Source organism: Erysipelothrix tonsillarum DSM 14972, assembly GCF_000373785.1.
GTDB classification, from domain to species: domain Bacteria; phylum Bacillota_I; class Bacilli_A; order Erysipelotrichales; family Erysipelotrichaceae; genus Erysipelothrix; species Erysipelothrix tonsillarum.
Genome location: NZ_KB892377.1, coordinates 686,984 through 701,353 on the forward strand (window position 1 = coordinate 686,984; position 14,370 = coordinate 701,353).

Below are 14,370 nucleotides of genomic sequence, written 5' to 3' on the forward strand. Positions count from 1 at the left end.
CTTTAATACCAATCCTTACCTGTATCTACTGATACCTTCAAATCTATAGGCCACGAAACAATATGTTCCATAACTGAAACCATTAATTCTTGAAGTTTTTCAAGTTCATCATCATAAACATCAAACACAAGTTCATCATGTACTTGTAAAATCATCGAAGATTTAAAATTATTTGCTTCTAGAAGTTCATCTGCTTTAAGCATCGCAATTTTTATGATATCGGCTGCAGTACCCTGGATTGGTGCATTCATAGCAGCACGTTTTCCAAAATCTTTAACCGCTCTATTTTTATCATAAATTTCAGGAATATATCGGCGACGATTAAAAAGTGTTTTAACATAACCATCTCGTATACAATCTTCAACAACAGAGTCCATATATTTCGTAATATTGGGATAAATTTCATTATATCGATTAATAAAATGACGTGCTTCAGGAATCGTAATATCCAATTGTTTAGAAAGTCCATATTCTGACATTCCATAAACGATACCAAAATTTACACTCTTGGCTTGACGTCGCATAGTGCTGGTAATTTCATCCACCCCAAATATAGCTTTGGCCGTTTCGGCGTGAATATCATGTCCACCATTAAATGCTTCCATCATTCGTTGTTCATCTGCAAGATAAGAAAGTACTCGAAGTTCAATTTGAGAATAATCAATTGACATTAAGGTACAACCTTCAGATGCTACAAAAGCTTTACGGATCATTCGCGTTTCTTCATCACGAACTGATATATTTTGTAAGTTTGGATCGCTCGATGATAAACGTCCCGTTTGAGTTGCATGTTGATTAAAGGTAGTATGAATCTTTCCATCTGCATGGATATGTTTCGTCAATCCAACTGCATAGGTACTATAGAGTTTTTGATATTTTCGATATTCTAAAATCGGAGCAATAATTTCATGCTCATCAACTAAACCCTCAAGTACATCTACAGCTGTCGACCGTTTCTTTTTCGTGGGTAATTTTAAATGGTCAAACAAGACTTCAGCGAGTTGCTTCGGTGAATTTAGATTAAAGGACATACCTGCAAGTTCATATACTTGATTACTCAAGACCTCGATTTTTTGATGTGTTGACTCAGCAATATCATCAAGCACGCTACGATCGACGTTAATCCCTTTAAATTCACACTTAGCAAGGATGGGAACTAAAGGTTTTTCAATATCCTCATACACAGATACGACATCCAACGCTAGTGCTTGTTCTTTAAGCAAACGGAATTGAGTTAGTATATTTTGAGCGAATGCTGCACCTTTTTCTAGTCCCTCATATTCGTGAAACCACAGTGCAAATTCATCTTTAAATCGTTCCATTGTCGTAGTCGAAGAATTAACAATAAAAGCCAATAATAATAAATCATCAAACGGTTTATTGATTTTAAAATTATTTTCGAGACAAAAACGATATAAAGATTTTGAAGAATCAATTACTTTTTCTTGTGGTGATGCCATCATATCCTTAAAGATCGGATTGACTAGCATTTCAGCGTAACTTAAATAAACGTTTTCCACTCCATTTGAAATATAACATCCCACAAGAGTACCCTTTTTATCAATATCAAGCGAAAAAGCAACTTCTTGATCTACCCATGAACGATCTAGTTCAACAAAAACAATATTTTTTTTCTCTACAAATTCGACATCATAATCCTCAGTAATTAAAGAATTCATATCATATTTTCGATAAAAAGCATTAAGTGTATCATTTGGAATTTCATATTTTATTGAGTCTAATTCGATATCTAAAGGAACTGAGGTGTAAATCTCAGCAAGTTGATAGGACATTCGTGCTTGATCTTCAAATTCACGAATTTTCTCCCCCATCTTTCCTTTTATCTCATCTTTGTGTGCGTAAAGATTATCAAAAGTATTGTATTGGCCTAGAAGTTTAAGCGCCGTTTTTTCGCCAATTGATGGGACACCCGGTATATTATCACTCGAATCACCCATTAGAGCTTTCATATCAACGATTTGACTCGGAACAATTCCCATTTCTTCCATAAGCCCCGCCTTATTCATGAGCCGTAAATCCGTCAGCCCTTTCTTCATGAGAAGAACATCAACATTGTCATCAATTAGTTGTAACATATCACGATCGCTGGTAAGAATTTCAATTTTGGAGTCAGGATACATTCGTGACATGGTTCCAATTATATCATCAGCCTCAAAACCACTTAATTCAAAGCGTTTAATTGGATAAGCGTCAAGAAACTCTCGAACTAATGAAAACTGAGAAATGAGTTCCTCGTCTACCTCTTTTCGCGTCCCCTTATAATCGTCAAACATTTTGTGTCTAAATGTTTTATCTTTTGTATCAAACGCAACCAAGATATGCGTTGGATTAATAATTTCAATCGCTTTGTTGAGCATTGTTGAAAATCCATAGACCGCATTCGTCACTACGCCCGAATTGGACTTCATATAACCCCTGGAAAGTGTTCCGTAATATGCTCTAAATAGCATTGAGTTTCCATCTATTAATAATAATTTATTCATGTCTTCCTACTTTCTAAATAAGTAAAACCCTTGGGATTACTTAGCAATCGTCTCAAGGGTTTCTAGATTAAGTCTCATTTTCGCGATGTAATCATAATTCGCTTCGATATCTTTATCCGTTAGATTATAAAGATTGCTTAATTCAATTTGCGTTAAATTAAACTCTGTTTTTAATTGGGTAAAAAGTTTTATGTATTCTTCGGGCATATTCTCTTCATATACGATGTATTGAACCCCATCTTTGGCAATTCGAGCGCGAATTGCGTTCAGCATTTCTTCATCCGGTAACACGCCATACTTGGATAAAGTTGCTGGATAAACCCCAATATTATAACTTTTTTGCCAGTTACCAAATGATGGTGTCATTGAAACAAATTTAATCCCTTTTTCAGAATCTCTTAAAAGTTGATATTGTGCTTGGAGTCCCGTCAACTCAACCTCTAACGTCTCAAATTGTTCATCAAAATATGCTTCTTCATCAGGATAAGTTTGAACCAACCAATCTTTGATTGTACGTGCCATTGATGTCATAGCCAATGGATCCATCCACAAGAAAGGATCCTTGTCATATTGATCCACAGCTGCAAACGCATCCGATTCATAATACTCAGACTCAATCGCATGAGATTGTCCGTCTACCACGACATTGGTATATCGTTTAAATGGATAAAGCATCGATCGCTCTGATAAATCAATCATCTGTAATTTTGAATTTTGAAGGTCATCAAGATAGAGCTGCCAGTATGGTTGCAATTCATTAATATAAAAAATTGTATCAGCTTTTTTAATGATTTCTTGAAAGTCTTCTTTCACTGTTGCTTGTTGAGGAATCACACCTGTATCAATGCGTTGAACATTTACACGTTCACCCGCAAGACGTTCAACTAAAAATTGAATTGGATAGTTCGTCACAATTACATTCCTACTTCTAGGAACACAGCCTGACAAAGTACCCAGTATGATAACTAAAACTAATACTCTACTCATCCATCGTTTCATACATAACCTCTTTTCACATATTATTATACACTAATTTTCTTCAGGTATTACCCAATTATTCTTTCTTAAATTAAATAACGCTCGCATTGAGAAATATAAAGGCATCGAAATTAATATTCCTACAAAACCGAATAAAACACTTGAAGCAAAGAATGCAAACAGAGACCATAATGGCTCTATTTTATCACGCTTTGAATAAACCATCGGTGAAACAACATAACCATCCACATTGGAAAGAATAACCAATCCTACAGTTAAGATAATAACACGTGGTAAAGGTAATGTTAGTGCCGTTAAGATACCTAAAACGTGGACAACAGTCGGCCCAATGTAAGGAATGAGCAACCCGAGTGCAGTTAGCACACCAAGAACAAAAGCATAATTATGTCCAACAGCTAAATAGAGCAAACTGTATTCAATACATGTAATGGTCATAATAACGACAAGTGTTCCAAGGTAACGACTCACTGCCTTATCAATAACAATTAACGAATTTCCTAATTTAGGTGAGACTTTATTCGCAATTCGAAGTACACTTCCTGTGAAATTTTCGTAATCAAACACAAAATACATACCAATAATAAACGAGAAAATACCCGTAGTTACAGTTGATAAAATCTTTGACACGAATTGAGATGCAGCTGCAGGTAGGGTTGGAATCTGTCCAACTAAACCATTAAGCATCCCCATAATTTGTTTGAAAATATCATCGGCCCATGGTGCAGGATTATTATGATTGATTTCCTTATAGTAATTATATAGCTGTTGGATTCCATCCATACTGTTTCCAATCAATTGTGAAATATCTGTATAAAGTGATGGAATTATCGAAGAAAACAACAATACAATTAGTACTACAAATAAGACTAACGTAATCGGTACACTTATTGCACGCTTAATATTATATTTTTCAAAGAAAACTGCGATGGGTCTTACAATATATGCCAGAGCAAACCCAATAATGAATGGCAAGAGTATCCGTTTCAACAGATCAAACGCATGTTGCCAAACCGTCCATGTTTTCATCAATAAAAACACACTTAATAAAAACAATAGAAAAGGTACTAATTGTTTCCAACTAAAATGATCATCAAAAAATTTTTGAATGCGTTGAAATATATTCATTTAAATATCTCCCTCTACTTTATTAACGCATATATAAATTCTGAACGCGTTGCATTATCAAGCGATGCATCCATTTATAAAGCGTCATTGCGATTGGTAGCAGAATCAAATTACCAATAATGACCCATAATGTCCGGGTACTAATAAAAGTAATTAAACTATATGACACACCTTTAACTAAAGGTAGCATTCCAAAAATTAACATTTCTTTAATAAAAAGGCCGATTACAGCTAACACTAAGAATTCTAATGTTGATGTTCCAATATAACGATCCCACACCCTTAAAATTGCAATCGTCACAGAATAGCTTACAAAAAACAGAGGAAAGGAACCGATATGACACAAGTCCATCCAAACACCAAGCAAAACTGCCTTCACAATTGATTCTGTCGGAGAATCATTTTGCGTCAACAGCATTAGTCCGAGAAAGTGCAGACTGCTTACAAACGTTATCGATGTCAGTCCCAGTTGCATAAATATGGAATTAAAAATAGAATCTAAAACTAATAAGACCAATATGTACAAAAAATGCATCCATCGAATCATTCTCATGCTTTTTTCACCACCGAAACATATTTCAGATTATTATAATCAACAGCTGGTTTTACGTAAACTAAAACACCTACACTATCGGCAACATTTTTTACAGAATCAACCTTCCCCACAAATAAACCACTTGGATATACACTACTGATACTTGCTGTCGAAACAGGCATATCAGCCGCAATGGTTGAGGTAGACTCAAGTAATACTACAGAAAACAGTTTTCTTTCATGATCATATGAATTCAAAATCCCTTGAACATAATTCCCTTTGGAAACCTCAATTTGAACTGTTGCATTTGAGTTCTCATCGTTTGCAATAAGCAACGCAACCAATGACTGATTTTTATCAACGCTAAGCACTTTGCCCACAATACCTTTTGGTGCTACTACACCATCACCAACTTCGATGCCATCATCACTACCTTTATCAATTGTAATAACAGAATCCCATTTTTCAGAAGAACGATTTTTGACCGTAGCATTCACTTGTGTATACTCAGAATACACAGAATTTAATTCATTTAAGGCTTTTAATTCCGCTACTTCACTTTCAAGCTCATTCATGCGTGTTTGCCAGTGATGAGATGTTTCAAGTTGAGTGCGAAGTTTATCATTTTCATGTCTTACATCCCACATAGTGGATGTGTCTTTAACTACGTTACTTACCGTTTCAATTGGATAATCGATAAGTCCATAACGTACCATCGAAACGAAACTAAAGAAATTACGATCTGACGATTCATAGAAAGACGATTTTTTAATAAAACCCATTCCAAAAAGACAAACAATAACTGCTGTTAATAAATATATAAGTACACGTCTAAAACTATTCTTTCGTTTCATTTAATCACCTTCTTTATTATACTTACAAATTGAACTTTTTACAAATAAAAGAATAAGGGTTTTACCCCCTATTCTCCGAATAAAACCGGTTGCAGTTGGCGCAAAGAAATCGAATTCGTCGCAGTAACGATGATATGATCAATGACTTCAATTCCAATCAATAATCCAGCCTCTATTAATGCTCCGGTTATTTGCAAATCAGCACTGCTTGGAGTGAGCGATTGTCCTGGATGGTTGTGAACCAAAACAATGCGTGAAGCATTACAACGGACTGCTTCTCTAAATACATCTCTTGGGTGTACCAGACTTTTATCTACGGTACCTTTAAATAATCGTTGGTGCGTAATCAGCTTATTTTGGTTGGATAGAAAAAGAACCATAAATAATTCTTGTTCTTCAAATCCAATTTCAAGATTTAACCACCGCAAAACTTTTTCAAATGAGTGGAGTTGGATTTTCTCACCAGGCTGTGGTGTTAAGATTCTACACAACAATTCATGGACCGCTAACAAAGTACTACATTTCGCTTGTTTCATACCTTTTATTTCAGCTAATTGATCGTAATTAATTTGCGTCAATTGATGAATGCCTCCAATAAGATTCAGGACCTCCGTTGCCAAATCAACCACATTTTTATTACAGGTTCCGGTCCGTAGTAAAATTGCAACCAGTTCCGCATCGCTTAATTTTTCTGGTCCAAACGCCAACATTTTTTCACGCGGTAGATAGATGTCATTCATTCAAATTAACGACCCCATTGAACCTTTGCTTTACCATAGGACAAACTACCACTACGACTTGTCAGTATTTTATAAACTGCCGCAATCCCGATTGCCACAATCAATCCAGCTAGATATAACGAAAGCATAAATCACCCCCGCTACTAGTTATGTATCTCGCGTTTATCTTCATAAAAAAAGAAAGAACAAAGTTCTTTCTTTGGATAATTTTATGTTTGATAAATATTTATAAATTAGATCTATCGCGTTTTAAAGAATTCTGGAATATCATTATTGTTCTCTGAGCGACGTTCTTCTTGATTGTTATGGGATGTTTGATAAGCTGGTCTTGCTTCTGCTGCTGCACGGGTCACATGAACCTCAGGTGCAGGTTCCTCTGCGCCATCAAATCCTGTCGCAATAACTGTTACAATGATGGAATCTCCTATATTTTCATTAATAGCAACTCCAAAAATGATATCAATATCATTTCCTGCTGCATCACGAATATAGTCAACCGCTTCTGACGCATCTTGGATTGAAATAGAGTCGCCCCCTGTAACGTTAACAATCGCATTACGAGCACCATCAATTTGAGCTTCAAGCAATGGAGATGTAATTGCTTTTTGAGCCGCTTCAATTGATTTGTTTTCGCCTTGTGACATACCAATACCAATCAACGCACTCCCTTGGCCTGCCATTACCGAACGTACGTCCGCAAAGTCAAGGTTAATCATTGCAGGGACTGCAATCAGATCTGTAATGGTTTGAACACCTTGTCTCAACACATTATCAGCCTCTTTAAATGCTTCCTGGAATGGAATTCGGCCAATAACCTCAAGCAATTGGTTGTTGCTTACGATAATTAGTGAATCAACATACGATTTCAATTCCTCTAAACCAGCCATCGCTTGATTTGAACGGCGACGACCTTCAAATGTAAATGGCTTCGTTACAATACCAACTACCAATGCACCTTCTTCTTGCGCAATTTTCGCTACAAGTGGAGATGCCCCAGTACCAGTACCACCGCCTAGACCTGCTGTAACGAATACCATGTCGGCGTCTTTAACCGCTTCACGAATTTCATTTTCACTTTCAACGGCAGCTTTACGTCCCATTTCAGGATTCGCTCCAGCGCCCAACCCTTTTGTTACTTCACGACCTAATTCAATTCTGTTTACTACAGGTGAGCAATTTAGGACTTGTAAATCTGTATTTGCTACGTAAAATTCGACACCCTTCATGCCTTCATCAACCATGCGGTTTACAGCATTACATCCTGCACCACCAACACCAATTACTTTAATTCTTGCTACTTGTTCAAAATTCGCATCCATATTTGTTCACTCCTCCATTTAACGTTCAAAGAACATGCTCTTTAGTTTTTGAGTTATCGAGTCATCTTCATCTTTTTCATATTGTAACACAACTCGTTTAAACTCATCTTCATCAACGCTTGAGAGTGTTACATCACGGAATATACTTTGGTCTTTGTAAAAGTAAAACGCACCTACAAGCGATGTTAAACCGTAGTCTTTCACACCAAATGTTGTAGAACGGTATGTAACCGCCTCCGCTTCTGTTATATTTGTAATAATATCTGTTATTCCTACTATCTCAGCGGCTTCGCCACTTAGAATAAAACGTGGTGACCCCAAATTTTCGAAAATAGGTTCACAACTGTTACATATTTCGATCACAAATTTATTGATATCATCTGCAACTAAAGTCATAAGATCTACCTGTGATAAGGTATGGGATGTTGATTTAGTTGACCAAATAAATATGGGATCATCTTTTGGATTTTCGTTATTTAAATCGATATTAAAGTATAACAATCGATGTACAACATCCGTTGGAACTTTTAAAGTTCGTTCGATTTTTTTCATAAAGACATCAAATCCACGATCAATATAATCATTGGAAAGTAAAATCCCTTTATCAAATAACGAAAGTTTAGTTAATTTTTCACCTAAAGTTAAAGCAACAATCGGTTTATCAATCGATGCTTCAAATAACGAAGCTTCTTTTGCGTAACCGATATCGTCTAAAACAATATCAATAATCTTTAATCCTGATTTTTCAACACATGACACATATGGGAAAATGATGGATTGTTTACCAAAGTAGCAATCTGCTTCAATTGTTAAACTCTCACATCGTTCATTTAATGGTAATTTACGTGTAGAACTTCCATTCACAAAATACTTACTCATTAAAACATTAGTTAATATATGCCCTTCAGGAGCTTTTACGTTTAATAATTCTTTATATGCTCTTTTTACATCATTCTCAGAAATACGCCCAGTGATTGGTACGCGCAATTGTTTATTGATTCGCTTCATATGGACGCCTGGAACAAGTAATAATACTTGCTTAATTACAACCCCCAAATTACGCGACGCATTTTCAATTGCTTTTTTAATTGAATCTACCACATGAGTTTCACTCATGATAGAGTAGCCTGCCACACCTAGATGTGGAACGCGTTCAACCTTTAAAATATTTAATCGGCCATTGAAAAATTGCCCAACTAATAAGCGCACTTCATGATCCGCGATTTCTAAAGCTGCAATTATTTGTTTCTCCATCTGCGAACCTCCTTGTGCTATTATCATAATATCATAATAAAGTCCAATAGCAAAGTGATAGATGGTGTGTTAAGTGCATTTTTACTTGTTATTTCACACAAGAATTTTTGGTGATAATTTTTCTCTGAGATACTTGATTAAACAAAATCTATATGATATTATAGTCAAGCGTTATGAAATAGATAAGAAAGGGGGTTACGGTATGCCTAGAGTATGTTCCGTATCCGGTAAAAAAACACTATCAGGAAACAAACGTTCACATTCACTTCGTGCAACACGTCGTAAATGGAATGTAAACTTGCAAAATGCAACAATTATGGTGGATGGAAAACCAACTCGTGTCCGTATTTCCGCCCGTGCACTAAAATCATTGAAAGCACAACAAGCAAAATAATAAAAAATACGGTTCACACCGTTTTTTTTATTATTAATCGCATGCTTGAATAACGATAACACTTGCATCTTCGAGAATCATTTCCCCTTTGTCACCAATAATTTCATTTGAAGTTAGATAATCATCGTAAGGAAATATTTCTCGTCGCGTAAGTGGATACTTAAATCCGTTCAGGGTTATAGTTCCTTTAGCAAGTACAATCACTGAAAAATACTTATAGTTTAATTTATCTACGATATGGCTCCCCGAGTCATATCGTTTTATTTTGTTTAAATCATCATACAGTTCAATACGGTCATCTTTCATCGCTTTCATGATATTGATAAACTCATGGTCTTTACGTCTCCCTAAACCGCCTAAAACACGAATTATGTCATAATCATCGCATTGACGATAAGCATGCGTAAAATCTGTTTCATCCTTGATTGGATTTAGCTTCTGAATATGCGAACAGTGCAACTCAATTTCCTTGAGCTGCACTGCCGTTACAGAATCAAAATCGCCACAAGCATACATCATTGGAACGCGATCACGAGTACAAACATATGCACCATAATCCACCCCAATAACATCCCCTACTATTGCTTCGCTGTGTTCACCTAAAACGATTGTTACAGTTTTCATAATAACGATGAAACTGCCTTTTCAATATCATCCCCGAAAACATAACTACCCGCTACTAAAATATCTGCACCAGCTGCGCGTGCACGTGGTCCTGTTTCGCCATTTACTCCACCGTCAACAGAAATTAAGAATTCATAATTATTTAATTGACGCATCTCATCAAGCAGTTTAATGCGTTCTAACATTTCTGGTATAAATGCTTGACCACCAAATCCTGGCTCAACGCTCATAACTAATACAAGATCAACATGTTTAAGATAGGGAACAATTTTATCTAAATTCGTCCCTGGGCGCAATGTTATCCCAGCTTTAATCCCTTTTTTCTTAAGTTGCTTAACCGCTTCAATACCTTGCGTTGGATCGCCATAACATTCTGTATGGAAAGTGATCGCATCGGCACCGTTTTCAATAAACATATTAAAATATTTTTCCGGATTCACAATCATTAAGTGAACATCCATAAATAAATCCGAAACTTGACCAATTTGTTTCATAATTGATGGACCAAAACTAATATTATCTACAAAAACACCATCCATAACATCATAGTGCAACCATGTTGCCCCTGCTACTTCTACGCGTTTCAATTGGGTTTTCATATCTTTAAAATCTAAGGATAATAAAGATGGTGATACGATTTTATTCATCGTGTTTCCTCCTTAATTAATGTTAAACAATCAAGATAATCTTGATGTCGTTGTTTTGAGATCTCGCCAGACTCCACCTTTTCTTTGATGATGCATCCAGGTTCTTGAATATGCATACAATCGCGATACTTGCACCCTCCAATATAAGGTACAAAATCAGGAACAGATTGCGATAACTCCATCGGATCTACCGTACTAAAATCCAACGATGAAAATCCAGGTGTATCTGCAATCCATCCGCCACACAACGGATATATTTGATTGTGCCGTGTCGTATGACGACCACGACCTAATGCTTTTGATATTTCTTGCGTATTTAGCTCTAGATCGTCACTAATTCGATTTAAGATACTTGATTTTCCCACTCCACTTTGTCCAGCCAAGACTGAAATTTTATTTTTCATAAGAGCTTCTAATGGTTCGGTAGAAATATCCTGTCCGCTCATTATCACGGTATATCCGTGATTTTCATATTCTGCTGTGATTGCTTTTTTTAAATCAGCGTCAGCAAGATCACCCTTTGAAACGATAATAATCGGATTTATATTTTGAAGTGCCACAAGAAATATTAATCGATTTACAAGTGTGAATGAGAAATCCGGTTCCTTAGCTGACATCACAATGAGTGCTTGATCGACATTCGCAACAAGTGGACGAATCAATTGATTCCGTCGTTCAAGTACCTTTTGAATAACCCATTTTCCGTCCAATTCCTCAACATGTACATGGTCGCCAACAATCGGTTTATCGCCTAATCTCAGTTTACCCATTGCGGTCGCTATAATGAATTCGCCGTCAAAATAAACTGAGTATCGATTTGATACAATTCGTGTAATTACTGCTTCTTTCATTAAGCCTCCCTGTCGTGATTTCCAATAAATGCTTCATCGGAGTCACTTGGTTTTTCTTCCTTTGGTTTATCTTCCTTTGGTTTTTCTTCTTCGTCTTCTTCATCTTTAGGACGACTGTTTTCATTGTAGTAGTATAAGGTCACTGAACTTCCAGAATTTTGAATATAATAACTTTCTGGCATTGGGTTTGTACGAATAACCGTTCCATAACTTAAACTATTTAATTCTGAAATACTCAGGCCTTGTGTAGGTAATTCAGATGTAGAAACTTCGACACCTAGACTCTCAAGTTGGGTTTGAGCATCTGCTATCGATTTACCAATAAGATCCCCTGGTAAAACAAGCTCCTTATCTGAACTAACAACTAAAATTATATCATACCGTTGTTCAGGTTTTATCTTATCACCTGGCATCAATCCCTCTTGACGGATAATATGTCCAGTAGGGACGGTGGAAGAATATTCAGAAGATGTCTTAACATTGATATTCTTATCTGAAAGAATCGCTTTAACATCATTGACTGATTTTCCCGAAAAGTCCTCAACCGTGTATATTTTCCCTTGAGATACGATTAATTTAATCTGATCGCCCTTAAGAACTTTGGTTCCTTTTTCAGGCTTTGTCCCGATTAATTTACCGTCTTCATACTTATCGGAAATCTCATAGATATAAGCGGGTGAATAGTTTAGACCGAGGTTTGCTAATTTATCCTTTGCTTCAGCCACTGTTAACCCTGCAACATCCGGAATTTCTACATCACTAGGTTTCTTCGGTGCAAAAATCATCCAAATACTGAAAGCAACAATTAAAACAGCGAGAATCGAAGCACCTATTATCATTCCCTTTTTCTTTTTGGAAGTGGGTTGGTGGTTCGGTTTTGATTCTGTTACACCGTTAAGTTTTTCAATGAGTTTTGTTCCATCGTCACTTTCCATTGCTGGTTCCCATAGAGGTTCTTCTTGACGTGACTCTAACAAACAAGTATCTAAGTCATCAACAAATTCTTTCATATTTGAATAACGATGAGTACGATTTTTATGGGTCGCACGTGCAATAATATTGGCTATTGAATTTGGTAAAGTTGGATTGAATTTTTTTACTGAAGGAAATGGTTCGCGCATATGCTTCATCGCAATTTCAACAGGTGTTTCACCACGGTAAGGCACATCACCAGTCAAGAGTTCATAAAATACAACCCCTAATGAGTAAACATCCGATTGCTCACTCGCTCCTTCACCACGAGAACACTCTGGCGCCATATAATGAACCGAACCAAGAACAGAGTCCGATTTGGTCAATTGAATGGCATCACCCGCTAACGCAATTCCAAAATCAGTGATTTTAACCGTTCCATCATCCTTCACAAGAATATTTTGTGGTTTAATATCACGATGAATCACATGAGCACTATGAGCGTGTTGTAATGCAGATGCAAGTTGCTGCATAATGGCAACAGATTCATATTTATCCAAGGCACCACGACGATGAACAAGTTGCTTTAATGTCGTCCCTCGAATCATTTCCATAACAATATAATGTTGACCTTCGTCTTCACCAACATCGTAAACTTCTACAATACTTGGATGATTTAAGCCGGAGGCAGCATTTGCTTCGCGTTGGAATCGTAATAAGGCTACAGGATCATGTGATAAATCACCTCGCAAAATTTTAAGCGCAACTTCACGATTTAAAACGGTATCTAACGCTAAATAGACATCCGCCATCCCTCCGGTACCAATTTTCTTAACAATCCGATAGCGCTGTCCGATGATGCTATTCATGGCGGTCCGCCTCAAGCAAAATTATTGATACATTATCGTATCCACCTGCTTTATAGGCCATTTCCATTAAATGATTACGTTGCGCAAGTAATCCTTGGATTTCAAATGTTGCTTCAATATGCTTTTGTGGCACATAACCATGCAAACCGTCTGAACAAAGCAATAAATAATCCCATTTAGGAGCAATCTCCACCACTTCAAAATCAACCGTTTCATCAATTCCTACTGCATTCATTAAAATATTCCGTTTTGGATGACTGTATATTTCTTCTTTAGAAATCTCATTCCGCTTATACATTTCATAAGCGTAAGTTTGGTCATGGCTTAAACATTGTAATTGGTTTTCTTGAACACTATAGATTCGACTATCACCAATGTTAAAGCCAATTACCTCCTCACCGAGCACGACAACCGCTACAAGTGTCGTTCCCATGCCGGAATATTCGCGCACCACAAGCGACTCATGATATGTTGTCCGATTGATCGCAGTGATTGATTTATCAAACCATGCACGGATATCTTTTAAATTTGAAAATTCACGTTTATCCATAAAAGCTTCACGGAGCAGCTTCACTACCATTTGACTCGCTACAGATCCTGCGTTAGCTCCACCAATACCATCACAGACAACAGCTAAAAGTGCATTATCGTTCTCAACTACAGCAACATAGTCTTGATTTTCTTTACGGATTAATCCGATTTCACTGATACTTGTATACTTCACGCGAAAACCTCACTTATTC

The 14,370-nt window shown here is 36.5% G+C and carries 15 protein-coding genes; 1 reads left to right on the top strand and 14 read right to left on the bottom strand.

The genetic code is table 11. The features are described 5' to 3' along the window. Positions 1–2 precede the first annotated feature (2 nt). The 9 genes from polA to B096_RS0103235 all read right to left on the bottom strand — a co-directional run bounded on the left by polA (position 3) and on the right by B096_RS0103235 (position 9,330). Positions 3–2,504 (bottom strand): DNA polymerase I, encoded by a 2,502-nt coding sequence (gene polA, locus B096_RS0103195; RefSeq protein WP_026254097.1) that lies wholly within the window; start codon positions 2,502–2,504, stop codon positions 3–5. 36 nt (positions 2,505–2,540) lie between these two features. After that, entirely contained in the window at positions 2,541–3,503 is a 963-nt protein-coding gene (locus B096_RS0103200) for a metal ABC transporter substrate-binding protein (RefSeq protein WP_018579349.1), read from the bottom strand. A gap of 30 nt (positions 3,504–3,533) precedes the next feature. Next, the gene (locus B096_RS0103205) at positions 3,534–4,628 is read right to left on the bottom strand and encodes an AI-2E family transporter (protein WP_018579350.1); all 1,095 of its coding nucleotides are present in this window, start codon (positions 4,626–4,628) and stop codon (positions 3,534–3,536) included. A 22-nt stretch (positions 4,629–4,650) separates the two neighbouring features. Further along, positions 4,651–5,175 (bottom strand): hypothetical protein, encoded by a 525-nt coding sequence (locus tag B096_RS0103210; RefSeq protein WP_244264562.1) that lies wholly within the window; start codon positions 5,173–5,175, stop codon positions 4,651–4,653. 2 nt (positions 5,176–5,177) lie between these two features. Further along, positions 5,178–6,017 (bottom strand): rod shape-determining protein MreC, encoded by an 840-nt coding sequence (mreC, locus tag B096_RS0103215; protein WP_018579352.1) that lies wholly within the window; start codon positions 6,015–6,017, stop codon positions 5,178–5,180. Between the two features lie 68 nt (positions 6,018–6,085). After that, positions 6,086–6,757 carry a RadC family protein gene (radC, locus tag B096_RS0103220; protein WP_018579353.1) on the bottom strand — a complete coding sequence of 224 codons (672 nt, stop codon included), beginning with the start codon at positions 6,755–6,757 and terminating at the stop codon, positions 6,086–6,088. A gap of 5 nt (positions 6,758–6,762) precedes the next feature. Further along, the gene (locus B096_RS10215; protein WP_018579354.1) at positions 6,763–6,885 is read right to left on the bottom strand and encodes a hypothetical protein; all 123 of its coding nucleotides are present in this window, start codon (positions 6,883–6,885) and stop codon (positions 6,763–6,765) included. Positions 6,886–6,996: 111 nt separating this feature from the next. Continuing rightward, entirely contained in the window at positions 6,997–8,076 is a 1,080-nt protein-coding gene (gene ftsZ, locus B096_RS0103230) for a cell division protein FtsZ (RefSeq protein WP_018579355.1), read from the bottom strand. A gap of 18 nt (positions 8,077–8,094) precedes the next feature. Then, the gene (locus B096_RS0103235; RefSeq protein WP_018579356.1) at positions 8,095–9,330 is read right to left on the bottom strand and encodes a cell division protein FtsA; all 1,236 of its coding nucleotides are present in this window, start codon (positions 9,328–9,330) and stop codon (positions 8,095–8,097) included. A 202-nt stretch (positions 9,331–9,532) separates the two neighbouring features. Here B096_RS0103235 and rpmB point away from each other — a divergent pair, with 202 nt between their 5' ends. Then, the gene (gene rpmB, locus B096_RS0103240) at positions 9,533–9,724 is read left to right on the top strand and encodes a 50S ribosomal protein L28 (protein ID WP_013853067.1); all 192 of its coding nucleotides are present in this window, start codon (positions 9,533–9,535) and stop codon (positions 9,722–9,724) included. Positions 9,725–9,757: 33 nt separating this feature from the next. On the opposite strand, the gene B096_RS0103245 is transcribed toward rpmB, so the two are convergent. From B096_RS0103245 to B096_RS0103265, 5 genes are read right to left on the bottom strand one after another with little or no spacing between them, the layout of a single operon-like run. Next, positions 9,758–10,348: a thiamine diphosphokinase gene (locus tag B096_RS0103245; protein WP_018579357.1), complete on the bottom strand. Its 591-nt coding sequence runs from the start codon at positions 10,346–10,348 to the stop codon at positions 9,758–9,760. After that, complete coding sequence (gene rpe / locus B096_RS0103250; protein WP_018579358.1) at positions 10,345–10,995, bottom strand: ribulose-phosphate 3-epimerase; 651 nt, start codon at positions 10,993–10,995, stop codon at positions 10,345–10,347. The genes B096_RS0103245 and rpe overlap by 4 nt, the downstream gene beginning before the upstream one ends. Then, positions 10,992–11,846, bottom strand: a complete 855-nt coding sequence (gene rsgA / locus B096_RS0103255; protein ID WP_018579359.1) for a ribosome small subunit-dependent GTPase A — start codon at positions 11,844–11,846, stop codon at positions 10,992–10,994. Before rsgA ends, rpe begins: the two co-directional genes overlap by 4 nt. Further along, entirely contained in the window at positions 11,846–13,627 is a 1,782-nt protein-coding gene (gene pknB, locus B096_RS0103260; RefSeq protein ID WP_018579360.1) for a Stk1 family PASTA domain-containing Ser/Thr kinase, read from the bottom strand. The genes rsgA and pknB overlap by 1 nt, the downstream gene beginning before the upstream one ends. Further along, positions 13,620–14,351 (bottom strand): PP2C family protein-serine/threonine phosphatase, encoded by a 732-nt coding sequence (locus B096_RS0103265; RefSeq protein ID WP_018579361.1) that lies wholly within the window; start codon positions 14,349–14,351, stop codon positions 13,620–13,622. Before B096_RS0103265 ends, pknB begins: the two co-directional genes overlap by 8 nt. Positions 14,352–14,370 lie beyond the last annotated feature (19 nt).